This is a genomic window from Bacillus sp. S3, from assembly GCF_005154805.1.
Taxonomy (GTDB): Bacteria; Bacillota; Bacilli; order Bacillales; family Cytobacillaceae; genus Neobacillus.
This window is the reverse complement of sequence record NZ_CP039727.1, coordinates 2,723,536-2,742,602: the sequence shown is the minus strand read 5'-3', so window position 1 is coordinate 2,742,602 and position 19,067 is coordinate 2,723,536. Positions and strand designations below refer to the sequence as shown.

Below are 19,067 nucleotides of genomic sequence, written 5' to 3'. Positions count from 1 at the left end.
GTGTAATGGAGGATTTATGAATCAAGACCAATTAAATATTAAAACACCTGAATATGTTTCGATTCAGTTTCAGCTTGCCGGGTTAGGCAGCAGGGCTGCAGCTTTTATTATTGATCAATTACTATTAATGGTTGTCAATATTTCAACATTAGTTGTGCTATATTTTGTGATGGACGGACTGTCATCCATGCCCTTTTTTCTCATGGAGAGTTCGCTTCCGATTGCGATTACGATTATTATTTTGTTTATTGTGAACTGGGGATACTTTTTTGCCTTTGAATATTTTTACGGGGGAAGGACCCTTGGGAAGAAGCTGGTCGGTATTCGAGTCATTCAAGAAAATGGGCACAGTATCACATTATTATCCAGCTTCATCCGGAATCTTATCCGCATTATTGATTCGTTGCCGACTGCCTATTTTCTTGGAATTGTCATGATCTTTTTTCATTCGAAGCATAAACGGCTTGGTGATCTTGTCGCTGGTACGATTGTTGTACATGAGCGGAAGGCAAAGCGGAAGAAAAAACTTACACCTATTGAAAAAGAAATTGAAAATCGCGGTCTCACCAAGAATGATTTGATCCTGGATGAATGGACGTTGAAATCGCTGGGGTTGAAAGAGTGGAAGCTTATAAGCACGTATGTAAGCCGCTTTCATCAAGTACCATCTGAGGAGAAAAGTCAGCTCACCAAACAAATTGCTGACATCCTGTTTCCGAAAATCGGGGTGGAAGTCTTCGGAAAATTAGAAAGTGAATTAGAAGATACACTTCTAGTCCTTTATTTGCTTCTACAGGAAGAATGGGAGTTTGAACTATAAAAAAACTCGGCATTTCAACAGAGGTGCCGAGTTTTCCTTATAAAATGGGTGATAGAAGCCGTGTTATCGCTTCTTTTAATTTATTTATTAAGGGACGCTCTGTATATCTTGTTATTGTTAATTCAGAGCTATCCTGGCAATCTTGCTGGAATAAAGTATGAAGTTTTTTTGCTGCCTTTTCATCAAACAAAACGGCATTCACTTCAAAATTTAATCGAAAGCTTCGTGTGTCGATGTTGGCAGTCCCCACAGAAGCTACCTCTTGATCCACTACAATCGTTTTCGCATGGATGAAGCCTTTCTCGTATAGATAGATTTTTGCTCCGTAATCAATTAATTCTCCAGCGTAGGACAAGGTTGCCCAATAAACGATAGGGGAATCGCCTTTACTTGGGATCATGATACTGACATCAACACCTGAGAGCAGGGCAATTTTACAGGCATCCATAAAACTGGCATCCGGAACAAAATACGGTGTTTGTATGTATACAGTTCTTTTAGCCGACATAATCAGTTTAATATAAGCATTTTTAATATGTTCCGTTTCAGAGTTTGGACCGCTCGCAATAATCTGAACAGGAGTGTTCCCTAAAGGTTTTTCCACAGGAACAGAATAGGGCTCAAGATTCAACTTATTCTTTGCGGAATAATTCCAGTCTAACAAGAATCTTCCTTGTATTTGATTAACAGATTCACCTTGAACACGTAAATGGGTGTCGCGCCAGTAGCCGAACTTTTTATCCAATCCTAGATATTCATTTCCAATATTAAAGCCGCCGATATAGGCAATCTTTCGGTCGATGATGCAAAGCTTCCGGTGATTTCGATTATTAATCCGGAAATTGATTAATTTAAGGAATGATGGGAAGAAGACCTCGACTTCGCCGCCGTATTGAATAAGTTCTTTAAAAAAACCGGGAGAAATCCTTTTAGAACCAATTTCGTCATAGAGAATTCGGACCTTGACACCTTCCATCGCCTTTTTTGTCAGTTCATCCCGCAGCCTTTTTCCAAGGGAATCCCGTTGTATAATGTAATATTGAAGATGGATCTCCTCTCGTGCCTTTCGAATGTCCTCAAACAAAGAGTGAAATTTCTCATGGCCATCACTGAAAATCTCAATTTCGTTGAACATGGAAAGTAGCGCATTGGAGGAGTTCAAGTTCATTAAGAGTAAATCTGAATGTTTTGTGAGCAGTTTACGGTCGAAAAACCTCCTGTTCTCCAGCTGTTGAATTTGTTCGTCTACAGTTGTTTGAAGATAGTTTCTTTCTTCAGATGATAACTGGTAAAAATTTTTCTGTTTTAATTGCCTTCCTAGAAACAAATAGACTATAAAGCCGACGATTGGAATAAAGAAAAGAACCATCAGCCATGCCCAAGTAGAACCAATATCCCTTCGTTCTATAAATACAACTACACCCGCAAGCACAATATTCCCGATGAGAACAATGGTTACCAGCAGTGTCGTTACATTTGTCACATACATACGAAAAATTCTCCTCTTTTAGTTACAAGTCTTTTAGTAAATCTTACCTGAATTGGTTGGACTTTAAAAGGAATATGACGTGTACCCGATCGTTATGAATATTTTTATCCGAACCATGAAGAATGAGCAGTTGAATCCAAATCGAAACTCAAATAGTGAAGTACAGTATTAAATCTGAAAAATAACACATACTTCCATTATGAAATTTACAAAAGGAGTATGGGTATGCATTGGTATGAAAAGTTGAATCAATATTTTCCAGTTGAAGAGATGAAATCAAGAGAGCATATGGAAACCTTACTGAAAGAACGGTCTGAGATCTATCATAAAGATGAAGGACCCAATCATGTTCTAATGTATGTGGAGCTTGACAATTTTGTCTTTATTGATTATCTCTTCGTGTCGAAAAACGCCCGTGGTCAGGGGCTTGGTCATAAATTGATGGAAAAGATGAAAAGCAAAGGGAAACCAATCATTCTTGAAGTAGAACCAGTCAATTATGAAGACAGTGATACGGAAAAAAGGCTGCGGTATTATAAACGTGAGGGGTTCGAGCATGCGAAGTCCATCGGATATGAGAGAAGGTCGCTCGCAACAAATGAGATTAATAAAATGGAAATCCTTTATTGGGCACCAAATAACGAATCTGAAGAAATGATCTTTGCCGCGATGAAAAAAACATACGATATGATTCATACCTATAGAGACCAACACTTCTACGGCGAATCCTATCAGCCGGTTGACGAGGTACTGACATTTAACGAAGGACCAAAGAATGAGAATATTTTAGATAATTTGTGATAAAAAACCTTGAGTACTTGATAATGTACTCAAGGTTTTTTCATTTAACCCAAAGATTACTTCATAAAAAAGCTTAATTTTTTAAGTCTAATTGCATTGGTATTTGTTTTTCATTCTAGAGGAATAAATTGATTTTTGTAGAATAATGGTATTTAGAGCAGTTTTTTAACACAAACAAGTAGGGATACAAACTTCTAAAGAAAAAAGATTAATTGAAGTGGGCATCATGTACGGTTAATTATGGATAATATGGAGTGTGAAAGATGGATTCTCATGAAGAAATCATTCAAGTTATGAATCTAGTGAAAAAATATGGCGATTTCACGGCGGTAAAGGGGATAGAATTTCAGGTTCATAAGGGAGAGGTTTTCGGTCTGCTCGGTCCAAATGGTGCAGGTAAAACAACAGCATTAGAAATGCTGGTAGGACTTAGAAAACCCGATCAAGGTACAGCGATGGTAGGCGGATTTGACATCATGCGGGAACTAAAAAAGGTGAAAGAGGTCATCGGTGTACAATTACAATCGACCTCAATTTTTGACCTCCTGACGGTAGAAGAAATCTTACATTTGTATGGAAGCTTTTATCCAAAACAGGTTTCGATTTCTTCCTTAATTAAGGAAATGTTACTGGATGATAAAAGAAAAAGTCGCATAAAAAGTTTATCAGGAGGACAGAAACAACGACTAGCCATTGCCTTAGCTCTGGTACATGATCCATGGATTATTTTCTTAGATGAACCAACAACAGGGCTTGATCCGCAGGCACGAAGGATGTTATGGGATATAATCCTTCACTTAAAAGCGAAAGGAAAAACCATTGTGTTAACTACCCATTATATGGATGAAGCACATGTGTTATGTGATCGAATTGCGATTATGAATCAAGGAGAATTAATTGCCTTAGACACACCGTCCCAGCTTGTTAAAAATCTGCATTCAGATAGTGCAGTTGAGTTTCGTTTTGAGAATGAATCCACTGAAATTGATTTATATAAAATCGAAGCAGTAAAACAGGTAAGGAAGCAAAAAGAAGTGTATGTTTTATATACTGACGAACTTCAAATTACTTTAACCAGCTTGATTCAGATTGCCACAGATAAGCAACTGAAATTAACAGATTTGCAAACTCGTACAGCTACATTAGAAGATGTGTTCATACATATGACCGGAAGGGGATTAAGAGAGGGATGAGGGCTTACTGGCAGCTATCGTTATCGCAGTTACGGATTTTCCTTCGAAATAGGCAGGTCTTGTTTTGGACGCTGGCATTTCCGATTTTCCTCATGGTTATCATGGGTTCATTTTTAGGAAATGGAAATGGAATTTCATTAACGATTGGTGTTGTCGATCAAGACCAATCCATTCAATCAAACGAGTTTTTAACCGCTTTAATGAAAAACAAAGCCATAGACATAAAAATGGAAAAGAGCGAAAATAAGGCGTTAAACAAATTGAAAAAAGATGATTTACAACTAGTTGTCATCATACCAAAAGGATACGACGCTGGCTTAAGTGGCACACCAGCTAAAACAACACCTTACTTACTCCCCGTTTACTATAATGAAACGAACATTACTGCTTCACAAGTCGGTCTTCAGATCGTAAATAATATCATCGATGGTATTAGCAAAGAGAAGGTGGCTTATCAACCAGTAGTTGTTATGGATATGAAGGGAGTCGAAACGCTAAATTTAAAGTATATTGATTTCTTAGTGCCGGGGATTGTGGCGATGATGATAATGAGTAACAACATGAATGGAGTTGCCGGTCAAATTGCCGCCTGGAGAGAGCGGGGAATATTAAGAAGGATGCAAGGAACTACGTTAAAAGCTTCCACGTTTATTGCAGCGCAAATTACCGCTAGACTTGTCTTAAATGGCATCCAAGCGCTGATTGTTCTAGGGGTGGCCAATCTAATTTTTGATGTTGAAGTCCGCGGGTCGTGGTTTACCTTAATCAGTTTTGTGATATTAGGGACGCTCGCTTTTATGGCGATTGGATTTATTATCGCCGGCATTGCCAAAACACCGGAAAGTGCAGCACCAATTGCCGGTTTTCTATCGTTTCCGATGCTATTTTTGGGAGGTGTGTTTTTCCCGATAAAAAACATGTCTGAATTTCTACAACCAATTGTGCAAATTTTACCCATTGCCCATCTTAGCCACGCTTTAAGAGAGACGATGAATGTAGGAGCATCGTTTCTGAGCTTAGGGACAGAGGCTTTGATTTTGGGTGGCTGGCTTGTAGGAGCATTTATTATTGCCAGCTATACATTTAAATGGGAATAATTACAGGCTTATTTTGAATAGGAATGAAAAGAGGACAGTAAAGGAGGAAAAAATGCCAAATCAAGAATATAAATCTCATGTACGAGTGCACCCAATTTATCATTATGTTTTACAGATATTACTATTGGGAACATTAATAACTACTATTGTTTTTCTAGTTCGTTCGATTAATCAGGAGGAAAACATTCTTCTATCTGTTATCCTATTTTTGATGGTGTTAATCATGATCATCGTTGCCGTACTTTTAAGATTTTACCCATTAAAGGCTCAAGATCGTGCTATACGAGCGGAAGAGAACCTTTGTTCTTATATTTTAACGGGAGAGTTGTTAGATGCTAGACTCAGTATTGCGCAAGTGGTAGCTTTACGTTTTGCAAGCGACAAGGAACTTCCAGCATTAAGTAAACGGGCTGCAATGGAAAATCTAAAGCCGGATGAAATTAAGAAAGCTATAACAAATTGGCGAGCAGACCATAATCGAATCTAAATCTAGAAAAACACGTTTGATTTTATGTCAGACGTGTTTTAATTATTCGTAACCGTATTGAGATTAAATAAAAACAAGGGGTAAAACCATCGAGTACATAGTGATGGACTTAATGGTTTTTCTCGTTCACCGCGGTTATTTCATAAAAAGCTTTATTTTTTGAAGGCCATTCTTCACATTCGGATAGCGGAACGGGATATCGAATAAATTCGTTTGTTTGAGAACGCTTTTTTGATGGGAAAAGGTATCAAAGTTGCCTTTTCCATGATAGGCGCCAATTCCGCTATTTCCGACACCTCCAAAGGGAAGATAGGGGGAGGCAAAGTGATAGACCGTGTCGTTTACACAGCCGCCGCCAAAAGAGACGCTGTTTAGGACTTCCTGTTGTACATCGTTATTTTCTGTAAAAATATAGAGGGCGAGCGGTTTCGGATGACGATGAATTCCTTCAAATACCTCTGACAGAGAATCGTATTCAAGGACAGGAAGGATGGGCCCAAATATCTCATCCTGCATAATCGGATCCTCCCAAGTGACATTCGTTAAAACTGTCGGCTCAATGGCAAGTTTTTCTTTATTAGCGCTTCCGCCAAAATACTGTTTCCCGTTATCTAAAAAGGTTGATAATCGATCAAAATGCCTTTCACTGACGATTCTAGTGAAATTTGCATTATTTAATGGCTCGCGACCGTACAATTCAAACGTTGTTTCCTTGAATTGCTTAAGAAATTGCTCCTTAATACTTTTATGAAGATACAAATAATCCGGGGCGATGCAGGTTTGTCCGGCGTTGGTGAATTTTCCCCAGGCAATCCGCTTGGCTGCTAGTTTTATATTTGCATCTTCATGCACGATACATGGGCTTTTTCCGCCCAGTTCTAATGTCACAGGGGTTAAATGTTTTGCTGCCGCCTCCATAATGATTTTTCCAACAGGGACACTTCCCGTAAAAAATATATAATCAAATGTTTCATTGAGAAGTGCTTGGCTAGTTTCCACTCCGCCTTGGACAACGGTAATGTACTCTACAGGGAATAGATCACTAATCAGTTTCCCTAATACCTCCGATGTTCTTGGCGTCAATTCTGAAGGCTTAATGACCGCACAATTTCCCGCTGCAATAGCACCGATTAACGGAGCAATTGCCAATTGAAAAGGGTAATTCCAAGGGGCGATAATCAGTGTTACACCATAGGGTTCTGAAAAAATATAACTTTTCGAGCCAATATGAGTAATGGGCGTTTTTACCCTCTTAGGCTTCACCCAAGAACGTAAATGCTTAATGGTGAATCGTAATTCTTCAAGAACAAATCCAATTTCAGAGGTGTAGGTATCAAATTCAGATTTATTTAAATCTGCCCTTAAGGCATCCATTAACACTTGCTCATTATTTTTAATTGCATTTCTTAACTTTTGAAGTGCATCTAGACGGTAAAGCAGATCTTTTGGTGTTTCCGTTCGAAAAAATGATTTTTGCTTAGCTAGTAAAGAACTGTAATTTTCCATTTCAGTAACCACCTTCATTCTTTGGTATCCCGTTAATCTTTTATTAAATGGTAAAGAGAAAATAGATCAACTTTATTTAAAATCCTTGGTACAGGATACAATGGGTTAGCTTCTTTAATTGCACGTTCCACCATTAACGGTATATCACTATCGACGATCCCGCTTACTTTTTTCGGAATCGCCATACTCGCATTTAGCTTCTTTATTGCCTCAATAAACTTAACTGCCTTGTGCTCAATGTCATCTGCCGGTTCACCAATCCCAACTAATTCTGCCAGCTCAGCCAATGGTTTGTGAATGGATTCCCCGTAGTATTCAAGGACATATGGGAGGATAATCGCATTAGCAAGGCCATGGGGGACAGAATAAAATCCACCCAGAGTATGGGCGATTGCATGGACATACCCAACATATGCCCGTGTAAAAGCCATCCCAGCCAAATAAGCCGCTTTTTGCATGTTCGTCCGTGCGTGAATATTTGTCCCGTTCGAATAGGACTCATAGAGATTTTCAAAGATTAATGTAATCGCGTCTTTACTATATTGGGTTGTTTCCTTTGTGTTACTTTTGCCAATGTAGGCTTCGACAGCATGCGTTAATGCATCAATCCCTGTTGCGGCTGTAATATGTGGTGGTAGATTAACGATCAGCAAGGGATCAAGGACAGCATAATGTGGAATGAGCGATGTATCCATTATGGCATATTTTTCATGTGTCTCGCTATTGGATACAACTGCAGCTAATGTTGCTTCACTTCCTGTACCGGCTGTGGTGGGAATGGCAAACAGGGGAGGCATCTTTTTTAGTACCTTTAATACACCCTTCATCTGGGGAATGGTTTTATTTGGCCTTGCTGTTCGGGCACCGACACCCTTGGCACAATCCATTGGTGATCCGCCGCCAAACGCAACTATGCCCTTACAATTGTTTGCGGTATACATTTGATACGCTTCCTCAATATTTTCAATCGTAGGATTTGGAACAGTTTTGTCGTAAATATAATAGTCAATTCCTTCCATACGCAAGTTATTTAGAAAATTGTCCATGAGACCAACCGACATGATTCCTTGATCGGTTACAATTAAAACGCATTCAACATTTTTCTGTTTTATTAATTTCGGCAGTTCTTTTAAACTGTTTTCTCCCTCTAACAGCTCAGGTTCCCGCCAAGGCATGAGGGAGGATGCCATTTTCATCACCTTCTGAAAAGACCTGCAATATACTTTATACATAACATGACCTCACTTTAAAAAAAAATTAATGTAGCTAATTTACTGCAGTCTATGATGTATGTAATCTATCAACGAGAGACACAAAAAACCCAAAAAGAGCGGTGAAGACACCCAAAAAACCCAAAAACATATACCACTTATATACCGTATTTAAATAAGGTATGTCAAGAATAATATTATGAATAGAATAAAAATTCTGAAAATAATAGTTATTCTATGAGAAAATTAACGAATAAATGCCCAGGAAAAATAAAAAGTCACCCTATAAGTCAGGCTGACCAAAAAAAGAGAAGGAAAATGAAAGTTAGCTTTGTCTAATGAATTCAACTAATAAATCCAATTCTGCAGAATGGAGCTGATTGGTATTATCAAAAAACTGCTGGACCAATGTGATCATTTCAGGGCTTAATTCTTCCCCGACAGACTGGATGATCATTCCAACAACGGCACCAACGAATACTGTGAGCTGTACGTTTTGTTTCTTTGAAGCATTAATCATATTGACGGTTAAATCTTTTATCGAATCTCCAAGACTATTCAAATATAAAATGAGGATGCAAAGGAAGTAAGCACAAAATTCCAGTTTTACATCGACTGTTTTCATTTGTTCTAAAATATCATTAATCCCATCCATCAAAGGGAGCTGCTGTTTTCTTTCTATTAAGTCATGTACCTTTTGGAGAATCTGTTCCCATTCATCCGGATTCGAAATTTCTCTTCTTTCCCTTTGAAACAGATGATCAGCGATTTCTGTCGGGGAGAAGACAACAACGGATCGTCCTGTTTCATTTTCGTTTGCAGCATAAGCTCTTTTTAAAAGACCTTGACTTTCCAAACTCTTTAACACATCATAGGCCGTCCATTTACTCACACCAATGGCTTCTGCCACCTCTGAATAATGGACAGGGAGATTGGTACTCTGGTATTGACGCCAAATTTGGTCTAAAAATTCCCTTCTTCTTTTCGTTAACGAAATCGTAGCAGCCACCACCCATAATGATTATTTTGTCAGTGATTTTACGTAATCTTGAACCATTTCAACTGTAACATTTTTTCTTGTTGACACAAATCGCAGCTTTATTTTATTCATTCTATTTGTTACTTCATTAATTTTATCAATTGAAAAGGGATTGCCTTGTTTACATAACTTAATAGCTTCCTCAATGTAGTTTTCACGTTGCTGGTCTAGCTCCTGAAACACTTGATATGTTTTGTTCTGATTCGCTGCATGTTTGATTAAATCTTTATGTACACTCATGATCTCACTCCTAATATGGTTGACTATAATCATCATACCATATTTAGAAAAAGAGGGATTCCTCAACTTATTAAAATAGAATTGGAAGGAAAATTTATATGATAGGTGGAATTAATTTAATAAACTCCTTCATTTTCCGAAAAATATTTGTATTGCTTTGAAATATAAAGGGAAAGTAATGGAACCTGCCATTACATGGACCGTTTGGTGTTACAGCACCAGCGGTCTTTTTTAATATACATAACATATCATCTCGAAAATTCTCTAATAGTGAACTTAATTTCATATTAATAAAAAATCATTGACATTCAATCTTTTATTTTGATATTGTATGAGGGAACAAAAATTCATATAAGAAAACTTAGATAAGATAAACATTTTATTATGTATTTTTTTTGTTGTTATATTCATGTTACTTACTAGGAGGTTTTGCAAATGGAAACTGAAATGATTTATGAACTTCGCCGTCCTGAGAATATTATTCCTGGGAAAAAGTATCCTGCACTGTTTGTTATGCATGGGATAGGTAGCAATGAACAAAATATGCTTTCACTTGTAAATGGTCTAGAGGATTTCTTCTTTATTTTTAGTGTAAGGGGACATTTGTCCCAGGGGCCAGGATTTGCCTACTTTACGATCCAGGGCTATGGAAAGCCACATAGGGAGATATTCGATGTGGCAATCAATAAATTAGCTGACTTTATTGACTATGCCTCAGTAAATTATCCAATAGACCCAGAGCAATCATACTTAATGGGCTTTAGCCAAGGAGCCATTGTTTCCATGACGTTAGGACTCACCCTTGGAAATAAAATAAAAGGTATCGTAGCGCTCAGTGGTTATATACCTCAATTCGTAAAGGAAGAATATTTGGTAAACCCAGGAAAGCATTTATCCGTGTTCATATCACATGGAGAATATGATCAGGTCCTGCCATATGAGTGGGGAAAAGAAAATGTAGAGTACTTTACTAAGCTAGGGGTTCCGGTAACTTTTAAATCTTATCCTGAAGGGCATTCAGTATCAGAAAAAAATCTTCAAGATTTTCAATCTTGGATTTTAAAGGATTTACGAAGATAAATATACACCGTTTGGCAACTTGGATAATGTTGAGGAGTTTATTAAATGGAGAATGTGAGCATGAACCTGAACGTCATTGCAAATGAAATTTACCGTCATCAAAAAAGTGCTGTTGAAATGGACAAAATCTCAACACGTTACCCCTCTATTACAATTGAGGATGCTTATAAAATTCAAGAAATCAACATGGAAAAAGAATTACAAGATGGCGATCAATTCGTTGGCTGGAAAATGGGATTGACAAGTTTCGCGAAGCAACAATCGGTAGGAGTAAAGCAGCCCATTTACGGAAGATTGCTTAAGTCAATGGTGATAACCAATGAGGAGCTTTCTTTAGATGGCTTAATTCATCCACGAGTGGAACCGGAACTTGCTTTCTTAATTAATAAAAAACTCGAGGGAAATCATGTCACTGAGCAAGATGTTTGGCTGGCTACTGAAGGAATAATGACTGCAATAGAGGTAATTGACAGTCGATATAAAGATTTTTCATTTAACCTTATTGATGTCGTTTCAGACAATGCTTCCAGTGCAAAATTTTTTCTTTCGGAACAAATATATGAACCTAATAAATTTCAATGGGAAAAAGCAAAGGTTCAAATGAAGTTGAATGGTAAAGTAGTTCAAGAGGGAATAGGTTCAGCTGTTATGGGAAATCCTGTTCGATCAGTGGTTGAATTGGTCAAAATGTTACATTCCTCTGGGCTTAGTATTGAACCTGGGATGATTGTACTAACCGGTGGAATAACGGAAGCAATTCATGTTAGCCATGGTGATTCCATTGAGGTCGAATTTGTTGAATTGGGTGAAATTGATTTGACTGTCATTTAATAATCAGGAGGTTTAAAATGCCAATTATACAGGTACACATGCTTGAGGGTAGATCAGTAGAATTAAAAGAACAATTGATTTCAGAGATTACTGCAGCTGTTAGCAGGACGTTAGGTAATTCACCTGAAACAATCAGAGTATTACTCCATGACATGCCACATGAAAATTGGGGTGTAGCGGGTAGGCAAATGAGTAACAATCATAATAATTAAGCAACCATGATTTATTGCCAATCGAACATGTCGATTGGTTTTATTAATTTTAGAGAAGCAGTCCAAAAAGTCGTATAGTGGTGTAATGGGAAGGCCGGGTTCATGTTAGATTTAGACAAAAACATTATTACGTAAAATATAAATTTGACGTAATAATGATGATGGGATAAAATAGAAGTGAGGTGTGATTATGGTAAAACAAGAAAAACAAACTAATTTTAATAAACTGCAAACCTTGCTTCAGGAATTGCCTTGGTATGTAGATGAATATATCAATCATAAATTACGAAAACTTTCTACGGCTTCACTGTTTAACTACTGTCATGATTATAAGATTTTTTTCAATTGGATGATCAGTGAACAGTTATGGACCGGTAGCATTAAGGATATCTCATTGGAACGTTTAGAGAATATGACAGTTTTAGAGGTTGAAAGCTTTTTAAACTATCTGCATTACCAATTAGATAATAAGGAATTAACCGTTAATCGTAAGTTATCTGCTTTAAAATCATTGTTTAATTACCTGCAAAATATTGCGGAAACTCCTGATTTAAAGCCGTATATCAATCGAAATGTCATGGCCAAGATTGAATTTAATGAAGTAAAAGACAGTATGGAAACGAAGGCTACTAAAATGGAAGGAAAAATCCTGCTTGGGGATGAATACGAGAAATTCCGTTTATTCGTGGCCAATGATTACGGTGAATTTAACAAAGATAACAAAAAACTCTTTAATTTTCATCAATTAAACAAGGAACGTGATACGGCGATTGTATCATTGATTCTTGGTTCCGGGCTGCGCCTATCTGAGTTAGTCGGCATCGATTTAGACGATCTTGATTTTAGTAAATATTGTGTGCGAGTCATTAGAAAAGGAAATAAAGAGCAATTTGTTTATTTTAGCCAGGTGGCAATGTCTGATCTGCAAGAATACCTTTCTATTAGAACGGCTAAGTATAAAGTTGATAAGACGAATAAGGCATTGTTTATTTCTGCGCAAATGGGTCCTAAAGGCAAGTCGCGCAGGCTTACGGCCAGATCAGTTGAAAAGTTGATTGAAAAATATGCAATCGCATTTGGCAAACCATCATTATCCGTCCATAAGCTAAGGCACTCGTTTGCTACCAGATATCATGCAGAAATCAATGATGTACCGAAATTACGCCGTCAATTAGGCCATTCATCGATTCAAACAACGATGATTTACACGCATATTAAGAATGATGATTTAAAAATTGCAGTTGATAAGATGGATATGCCGAAAGAACAATTGGAATAATGTTAAATGGCTGTTACTCGTGGCAGCCATTTTTGATCTTTTATCAGTTTACATAATATTATTATGGTAACAAAAATTGATTCTGTCTCAATCACTAAGTATACTTAAGATAATGAGACGGAATCAATTTTAAAAGTTTATTTCAATTTGTGAATTTATTTTCTTTAAAGTTTCGCAAAGTTGTTTTTCATTTTTAGGAGAAATCAGCATCGTGTCCCATTTGCCATACAAAAGTTCTATACGGTTCAATGATAATGCTGGGCTTGATAACGGATTTCTCGTCTTTCTTATACTTTTAATTATCATAATATCGACTTTCCAGCGAAATGGCCCACTCACTATCTTTAATTGGTTCCCATTTATTTGATAATATGTTCCGAACCAGCACCAAATAATAAATGCACTAGTCATTCCGCATACTAGAATTGCAGCAATGATCTCCCCCTTCCCTTCTGGCCCGCCAGGCAGGAATAGAAAAGAACCGATTAAAAAGGCTACTGCTCCCCATATTAAAACACCAGTAATAATCCCTTTTTTTGAGTAATATCTCATATTCATCAACTCCTAACAACATATGGACAAAAGACAAACATACCCAATTATTTAATGATATACGAATAACCTTCATAAAAGTTACAAAAAAAGCATTTAGAAAGCAGAAAAGCTCTCTAAATGCCATTCATTATCCCGCATTCCTCTGATTAAAGGTAAACTGACTATTATACAAATCAGCATAAAAGCCGTCTTTTTCTAGTAATTCTTTGTGAGTTCCTTTTTCTATCACTGTTCCATGATTCATCACCAGGATCAGGTCTGCATCACGGATCGTTGAAAGACGGTGGGCAATGACAAAACTCGTGCGCCCTTTCATTAAATGATCCATTGCTTTTTGAATCTGAACTTCTGTTCGAGTATCGACGCTGCTCGTAGCTTCATCAAGAATCAAAATGGCAGGATTCGCCAGAATTGCCCGTGCAATTGTTAATAATTGTTTTTGACCTTGAGAGATATTAGAAGCTTCCTCATTTAGTATTGTATCATAGCCTTCAGGAAGTGTTCGGATAAAATGGTCTGCATTGGCTGCCTGTGCCGCTGCCACTATCTCTTCTTCCGTAGCTTCTTCCCTTCCGTAAGCAATATTATCACGAATGGTGCTATTGAAAAGCCAGGTATCTTGCAATACCATCCCGAACAAACTGCGCAGCTTCTCTCTTTTTAGATCACGCGTATCGATTCCATCGATTAAAATTTCCCCAGAATTAATTTCATAGAACCGCATCAATAAATTGATCATCGTCGTTTTACCGGCACCTGTTGGACCGACAATGGCCACACGCTGACCTGGTTTCACCTCAATATTCATATCCTCAATTAACGGTTCATTTTCCTTATAGCTGAAGGAAACATGTTCGAATGAAACTTCTCCCTTAGGATCAATGAACTCCACAGCTTTAACTGCTTCAGGTACCTCTTCTGTTTCGTCTAAAATTTCAAACACCCGTTCTGCACTTGCAATCGTCGATTGAATGACATTGGCTATATTTGCGGTTTGGGTAATTGGCTGGCTAAATTGTCTTGCGTATTGAATAAATGCTTGTATATCCCCAATTTCAATGGCCTTTTTTGTGACCAAAAGTCCCCCAACTACTGACACAAGCACATAGCCGATATTATTAATAAATGACATTAATGGCATAATCATACCTGACATAAATTGTGCCTTCCAGCCAGATTGATAAAGGGCTTCATTCGTTTCTTCAAATTTTTCAATCGATTGCTGCTCCCGGCCAAACACTTTAATGACCTTATGACCTGTGTACATCTCTTCCACATGACCATTAAGCTCACCAAGTGATTTTTGCTGCCCCTTAAAATAGGTCTGTGATTTTTTAGCAATTTTTATAATCGCGACAAAGCTTAGTGGAATGGTCAGGACGACAATCAGTGTCATGAGCGGGCTAATCGTAAGCATCATTACGATAACCCCCAGTAACGTAATCACTGATGTAATTAGCTGGGTTAAGCTTTGCTGCAAGGTGGTACTGATATTATCGACATCATTGACAGCCCGGCTAAGAATTTCTCCATGGGTGCGTGAGTCGAAGTATTTTAGCGGCAGCCGGTTGAGTTTCTCTTCCACTTCTTTTCGAAGATGATAAACCGTTTTTTGTGCTACACCCGCCATGATATATTGTTGTAGATAAGCAAATAGGGCACTTATGATATACAGCCCGATCAAGAGCAGGATAATTTGTCCGATATAATCAAAATCTATTTCTGCCCCTGGAACTCCTTTTATTTTCATCATTAATCCTTCAAACAATCTGGTCGTTGCCTTCCCCATTATTTTCGGGCTGACAATCGAAAACACAGTACTGATGATAGCTGTAATTAAAACAGATATCAGCTGTAATTTATAAGGTTTTAAATAGGTGATTAATCTCTTAAGTGTTCCTTTGAAGTTCTTTGCTTTTTGGGGAGGCATTCCCATGCCCATGGGGCCGAATCCCCCGCCAGGCCCACCTCTGCCCGGAGCACCTTGATGTTTGGAATCATTACTCATGCGATTTCCTCCTCACTCAGCTGCGACATGACAATTTCACGATACACCTTACTGATTTCCATTAATTCCTTATGTTTTCCGATTCCTGCAATTTCACCATTGTCTAATACGATAATTTGATCAGCATCCATAATTGTACTGACACGCTGCGCAACGATTAGCATCGAGGATGACGCAGTTTCCGCTTTTAATGCAGCCCGCAGCTTAGCATCCGTTTTAAAATCCAGTGCGGAAAAACTATCGTCAAAAATATAAATTTCCGGTTTCCTAACGAGGGCCCGTGCAATCGACAAGCGTTGTTTTTGTCCGCCAGAAACATTTGTTCCCCCTTGGGCAATAACTGAATGGAATCCCTCTGGCATATTGCCGATAAACTCTGTTGCTTGGGCAATTTCAGCAGCATGCTGTACTTCTTTATCTGAGGCATCTTCTTTCCCATAACGAATGTTTTCTGAAATCGTACCGGTAAATAGAACCGCTTGCTGAGGCACAAAGCCAATCTTTTCGCGAAGGGTTTCCTGCTTCATCTCACTTACATCGACTCCATCAACCAGCACCTTGCCGCTGTCAACATCATAAAAACGCGGAATTAAATTAATAAGCGTAGATTTACCGGATCCAGTCCCGCCAATAATGGCCGTCACTTCACCCGGATTCATTTTAAATGAAATATTGGATATCACAGGCATTTCGGCACCGGGATAGCTGAAGGTGACATTGCGAAATTCTACTTGCCCCTTTTGCTCTTTGGCAGGTACAGAAACTGCCGGGTCTTGAATATCGGCCGTTGTCTCGAACACTTCGTTTATTCTCCCCGCTGAAACCGATGCCCTTGGAATCATCACAAACATCATCGATAACATCACAAAAGAGAACATGATTTGCATCGCGTATTGAATAAATGCCATCATGTCGCCGACTTCCATATGGCCATTACTGATCCGAATTCCGCCAAACCAGATGATTGCTACGGTTGTAAGGTTAAGGACAATCATCATAATCGGCATCATCGCAGCCATGAGTTTATTGACCTTTATCGCTGTCTGCGTTAGGTCCCAGTTTGCTGCATCAAACCGTTTTTTTTCATGGGACACTCTGTTAAAAGAACGGATAACACGTATGCCAGTTAGGTTTTCTCTTAATACTCGGTTGAGGTTATCGAGCTTTACCTGCATGGCTTTAAATAACGGCATTCCCTTTCTTGCAATTATGACAATGGTTATGACAAGAACCGGCAAGGACACTGCCAAAACTAAGGTAAGCTTAGCATCCTTTGATAAGGCCATAATGATCCCGCCAATACACATCATTGGCGCCATTACCATCATCCGGAGCATCATGATCAGTACCTGTTGGACTTGGGTAATATCGTTCGTTGTTCTGGTAATCAGCGAAGCTGTTCCAAGTTTATCGAACTCATGTAAGGAGAAATTACCGACATGAGCGAAGGTTTTACTGCGCAGTAATTTGCCGAAACCGGAGGCGGCTTTTGCTGAATAGAAGCTGGCAACAATAGAGCAGATCATACCTCCCGCCGCTACAAGGAGCATCAGACCGCCAATTTTCCAAATGTAGTTCGTGTCACCTGTTACCACACCCTTATCAACAATATCAGCCATTAACGTCGGTAAATATAGCTCTGCTATTGACTGAAGGAGGATAAGGACAAGAACAAAGGAAATGGGTATTTTAAATGGCTTTAGGAATTTGCTCAGTTTAAACATGATTGTTCAACCTCTCCTCTTTTAACGACTTTCTTGATTGAAATAATCTTGAACTTTGGATAGTAATTCAGCCAACTGTTCACTTTCTTTTTCTCCTAAATAATCGATCAACCCCAAAAAAGTTTCGGTGAACCGTTTTCTTGCATTGGCCGTTACTACCATGCCAGCAGGAGATAGTTTGATATTTACTGCCCGTCGATCTTCAGGATCAATTGTGCGTTCTACTAAGCCATCTTTTTCAAGGGTATTAATGATTTGCGTCACGGTTGGAGGAGTAACATGCAAGAGTTGACTAATTTCTGATACCTTCATCCCGCTATCTTTCTCATTTGCACCTTGTTGAATAGTAGCAAGTACCTTGAATTCGCTCGGATTATATCCCGCTATCTTCTTTTCGTGCCAGCCTGTTTTTCGAAATTGCATAAAGGCTTTAAGAAGCTTTTGCGCTGTGGCACTTTCGATATCTGCCACTTTTCTCACCTCTTTTTGTTTTTAAATCTAATTAGTTAGGTAACCTAATTATTAACATACCTAAGTATAATCCCGGGAAAATTCGACGTCAATTATTATTTATGTGTTTAGGAAGACAACAATTGAATCTAAACATAAAAATGTCCTCATGTGGTGATCATGAGGACATTTTTATGTTTTATGACGGTTTCTGTTTTGTAACCTTGGTGCTATGGAGCTTCCACTGTTTATTATCAAAAGTCCAAATAGATTCAATTATTGCAATGGTGTCTGCATTTGCAACTCCAGTAACCCGCTGCTGGCCTTTTAATCCAATTTTATCATGCTCTAATTGTACTGGTTTCAGGCTATTAAATGGGTTTACTGATAATTCAGTCGGCTCATTTAGTCTGCCCTTATAGTAAAAGCCTAATTTTTTGTAGTATTTCTTCCGATCCTTTAAATCAAACTTATAGGTTTTTCCTGTTTGCTTCAGTTTTATTTCAGCCTTGTAGCCATTTAGAAATTTAGCATCCATCTCAAGCGGCTCAGGAATTGGTAAGTCTGTTTGGACGAAATTCTTTAATGAAATGAAATAATTGTTAACAATTCCTTCACTGCCCTCAGTTAAAACACTCGCAAAAATATCTTTTATGCCATCGTGGTCAAGGTCGATAAGCTGTATTGCTGCTTTTGAACCACTTTCCAATGGTAATGAATATAATTTGCCATTAGAGGCTGCAACTTCTATATAAATCTTTTTCAAAAAGGAATTTTCCTCTTGATATGGCACACCTTTTAATACGATCGCCTCGACGATTTGATCCCCTGTAATATCCGTTTCCTCTTCCGCAATAGTAATAACCTTCGTATTTTCTTCAATGGCATAAACACCAGTGATTGCGGTAATGGATATGAAAAAAAAGGATACAATCGCAAGCAGCATTTCTTTTTTCATCAATGTCCCCTCCATACTGTCTATCTTTAGTTAGTATGCCCAATTTTAGGAAAAAGATGAAAAAAGACCCTCTGATTTTAGAGGATC

Annotated in this window: 19 protein-coding genes; 9 read left to right on the top strand and 10 right to left on the bottom strand. The window is 38.1% G+C overall.

Annotation, left to right across the window (positions count from 1 at the left end):
- The first annotated feature begins 16 nt into the window (after positions 1-16).
- Complete coding sequence (locus FAY30_RS13150) at positions 17-820, top strand: RDD family protein (protein ID WP_149870303.1); 804 nt, start codon at positions 17-19, stop codon at positions 818-820.
- 37 nt (positions 821-857) lie between these two features.
- Here the strand turns inward: FAY30_RS13150 and cls are convergent, their stop codons facing one another.
- Positions 858-2,309 carry a cardiolipin synthase gene (gene cls, locus FAY30_RS13145; RefSeq protein WP_149870302.1) on the bottom strand — a complete coding sequence of 484 codons (1,452 nt, stop codon included), beginning with the start codon at positions 2,307-2,309 and terminating at the stop codon, positions 858-860.
- 225 nt (positions 2,310-2,534) lie between these two features.
- Between cls and FAY30_RS13140 the strand changes: the two genes are divergently transcribed.
- The 4 genes from FAY30_RS13140 to FAY30_RS13125 all read left to right on the top strand — a co-directional run bounded on the left by FAY30_RS13140 (position 2,535) and on the right by FAY30_RS13125 (position 5,887).
- Positions 2,535-3,110, top strand: a complete 576-nt coding sequence (locus FAY30_RS13140; RefSeq protein ID WP_149870301.1) for a GNAT family N-acetyltransferase — start codon at positions 2,535-2,537, stop codon at positions 3,108-3,110.
- 263 nt (positions 3,111-3,373) lie between these two features.
- Positions 3,374-4,303: an ABC transporter ATP-binding protein gene (locus FAY30_RS13135; RefSeq protein WP_149870300.1), complete on the top strand. Its 930-nt coding sequence runs from the start codon at positions 3,374-3,376 to the stop codon at positions 4,301-4,303.
- Positions 4,300-5,400: an ABC transporter permease gene (locus tag FAY30_RS13130; protein ID WP_149870299.1), complete on the top strand. Its 1,101-nt coding sequence runs from the start codon at positions 4,300-4,302 to the stop codon at positions 5,398-5,400. The genes FAY30_RS13135 and FAY30_RS13130 overlap by 4 nt, the downstream gene beginning before the upstream one ends.
- The gene (locus FAY30_RS13125; protein ID WP_223820775.1) at positions 5,372-5,887 is read left to right on the top strand and encodes a DUF6526 family protein; all 516 of its coding nucleotides are present in this window, start codon (positions 5,372-5,374) and stop codon (positions 5,885-5,887) included. Before FAY30_RS13130 ends, FAY30_RS13125 begins: the two co-directional genes overlap by 29 nt.
- A gap of 135 nt (positions 5,888-6,022) precedes the next feature.
- On the opposite strand, the gene FAY30_RS13120 is transcribed toward FAY30_RS13125, so the two are convergent.
- The 4 genes from FAY30_RS13120 to FAY30_RS13105 all read right to left on the bottom strand — a co-directional run bounded on the left by FAY30_RS13120 (position 6,023) and on the right by FAY30_RS13105 (position 9,883).
- Positions 6,023-7,393 (bottom strand): aldehyde dehydrogenase, encoded by a 1,371-nt coding sequence (locus FAY30_RS13120; protein ID WP_149870298.1) that lies wholly within the window; start codon positions 7,391-7,393, stop codon positions 6,023-6,025.
- A 32-nt stretch (positions 7,394-7,425) separates the two neighbouring features.
- Positions 7,426-8,625 carry an iron-containing alcohol dehydrogenase gene (locus FAY30_RS13115; protein WP_149870297.1) on the bottom strand — a complete coding sequence of 400 codons (1,200 nt, stop codon included), beginning with the start codon at positions 8,623-8,625 and terminating at the stop codon, positions 7,426-7,428.
- Positions 8,626-8,929: 304 nt separating this feature from the next.
- Entirely contained in the window at positions 8,930-9,613 is a 684-nt protein-coding gene (locus FAY30_RS13110) for a MarR family transcriptional regulator (protein ID WP_223820774.1), read from the bottom strand.
- A 12-nt stretch (positions 9,614-9,625) separates the two neighbouring features.
- Entirely contained in the window at positions 9,626-9,883 is a 258-nt protein-coding gene (locus FAY30_RS13105) for a DUF2533 family protein (protein WP_149870295.1), read from the bottom strand.
- A gap of 435 nt (positions 9,884-10,318) precedes the next feature.
- Between FAY30_RS13105 and FAY30_RS13100 the strand changes: the two genes are divergently transcribed.
- The 4 genes from FAY30_RS13100 to xerS all read left to right on the top strand — a co-directional run bounded on the left by FAY30_RS13100 (position 10,319) and on the right by xerS (position 13,285).
- Positions 10,319-10,963 carry an alpha/beta hydrolase gene (locus FAY30_RS13100; protein ID WP_149870294.1) on the top strand — a complete coding sequence of 215 codons (645 nt, stop codon included), beginning with the start codon at positions 10,319-10,321 and terminating at the stop codon, positions 10,961-10,963.
- A 45-nt stretch (positions 10,964-11,008) separates the two neighbouring features.
- Positions 11,009-11,794, top strand: a complete 786-nt coding sequence (locus FAY30_RS13095; protein ID WP_223820773.1) for a 2-keto-4-pentenoate hydratase — start codon at positions 11,009-11,011, stop codon at positions 11,792-11,794.
- Positions 11,795-11,811: 17 nt separating this feature from the next.
- A complete protein-coding gene (locus FAY30_RS13090; protein ID WP_149870293.1) occupies positions 11,812-12,006 on the top strand; it encodes a 2-hydroxymuconate tautomerase in 195 nt (64 codons plus the stop codon).
- 190 nt (positions 12,007-12,196) lie between these two features.
- Complete coding sequence (gene xerS / locus FAY30_RS13085; protein ID WP_190284639.1) at positions 12,197-13,285, top strand: tyrosine recombinase XerS; 1,089 nt, start codon at positions 12,197-12,199, stop codon at positions 13,283-13,285.
- Between the two features lie 129 nt (positions 13,286-13,414).
- Here the strand turns inward: xerS and FAY30_RS13080 are convergent, their stop codons facing one another.
- The 5 genes from FAY30_RS13080 to FAY30_RS13060 all read right to left on the bottom strand — a co-directional run bounded on the left by FAY30_RS13080 (position 13,415) and on the right by FAY30_RS13060 (position 18,980).
- Positions 13,415-13,837 carry a PH domain-containing protein gene (locus FAY30_RS13080; protein WP_190284638.1) on the bottom strand — a complete coding sequence of 141 codons (423 nt, stop codon included), beginning with the start codon at positions 13,835-13,837 and terminating at the stop codon, positions 13,415-13,417.
- 130 nt (positions 13,838-13,967) lie between these two features.
- The gene (locus tag FAY30_RS13075) at positions 13,968-15,848 is read right to left on the bottom strand and encodes an ABC transporter ATP-binding protein (protein ID WP_149870291.1); all 1,881 of its coding nucleotides are present in this window, start codon (positions 15,846-15,848) and stop codon (positions 13,968-13,970) included.
- Complete coding sequence (locus FAY30_RS13070) at positions 15,845-17,572, bottom strand: ABC transporter ATP-binding protein (protein ID WP_149870290.1); 1,728 nt, start codon at positions 17,570-17,572, stop codon at positions 15,845-15,847. The genes FAY30_RS13075 and FAY30_RS13070 overlap by 4 nt, the downstream gene beginning before the upstream one ends.
- A gap of 21 nt (positions 17,573-17,593) precedes the next feature.
- A complete protein-coding gene (locus FAY30_RS13065; protein WP_223820772.1) occupies positions 17,594-18,043 on the bottom strand; it encodes a MarR family winged helix-turn-helix transcriptional regulator in 450 nt (149 codons plus the stop codon).
- A gap of 178 nt (positions 18,044-18,221) precedes the next feature.
- Positions 18,222-18,980 (bottom strand): hypothetical protein, encoded by a 759-nt coding sequence (locus FAY30_RS13060; protein WP_149870289.1) that lies wholly within the window; start codon positions 18,978-18,980, stop codon positions 18,222-18,224.
- Positions 18,981-19,067 lie beyond the last annotated feature (87 nt).

Excerpts from the sequence above, each read along its gene's own strand:
- FAY30_RS13150 (WP_149870303.1), top strand. The coding sequence starts at position 17 with ATGAATCAAGACCAATTAAATATTAAAACACCTGAATATGTTTCGATT.
- cls (WP_149870302.1), bottom strand. The coding sequence starts at position 2,309 with ATGTATGTGACAAATGTAACGACACTGCTGGTAACCATTGTTCTCATC.
- FAY30_RS13140 (WP_149870301.1), top strand. The coding sequence starts at position 2,535 with ATGCATTGGTATGAAAAGTTGAATCAATATTTTCCAGTTGAAGAGATG.
- FAY30_RS13135 (WP_149870300.1), top strand. The coding sequence starts at position 3,374 with ATGGATTCTCATGAAGAAATCATTCAAGTTATGAATCTAGTGAAAAAA.
- FAY30_RS13130 (WP_149870299.1), top strand. The coding sequence starts at position 4,300 with ATGAGGGCTTACTGGCAGCTATCGTTATCGCAGTTACGGATTTTCCTT.
- FAY30_RS13120 (WP_149870298.1), bottom strand. The coding sequence starts at position 7,393 with ATGGAAAATTACAGTTCTTTACTAGCTAAGCAAAAATCATTTTTTCGA.
- FAY30_RS13115 (WP_149870297.1), bottom strand. The coding sequence starts at position 8,625 with ATGTATAAAGTATATTGCAGGTCTTTTCAGAAGGTGATGAAAATGGCA.
- FAY30_RS13105 (WP_149870295.1), bottom strand. The coding sequence starts at position 9,883 with ATGAGTGTACATAAAGATTTAATCAAACATGCAGCGAATCAGAACAAA.
- FAY30_RS13100 (WP_149870294.1), top strand. The coding sequence starts at position 10,319 with ATGGAAACTGAAATGATTTATGAACTTCGCCGTCCTGAGAATATTATT.
- FAY30_RS13095 (WP_223820773.1), top strand. The coding sequence starts at position 11,009 with ATGGAGAATGTGAGCATGAACCTGAACGTCATTGCAAATGAAATTTAC.
- FAY30_RS13090 (WP_149870293.1), top strand. The coding sequence starts at position 11,812 with ATGCCAATTATACAGGTACACATGCTTGAGGGTAGATCAGTAGAATTA.
- xerS (WP_190284639.1), top strand. The coding sequence starts at position 12,197 with ATGGTAAAACAAGAAAAACAAACTAATTTTAATAAACTGCAAACCTTG.
- FAY30_RS13080 (WP_190284638.1), bottom strand. The coding sequence starts at position 13,837 with ATGAGATATTACTCAAAAAAAGGGATTATTACTGGTGTTTTAATATGG.
- FAY30_RS13075 (WP_149870291.1), bottom strand. The coding sequence starts at position 15,848 with ATGAGTAATGATTCCAAACATCAAGGTGCTCCGGGCAGAGGTGGGCCT.
- FAY30_RS13070 (WP_149870290.1), bottom strand. The coding sequence starts at position 17,572 with ATGTTTAAACTGAGCAAATTCCTAAAGCCATTTAAAATACCCATTTCC.
- FAY30_RS13060 (WP_149870289.1), bottom strand. The coding sequence starts at position 18,980 with ATGAAAAAAGAAATGCTGCTTGCGATTGTATCCTTTTTTTTCATATCC.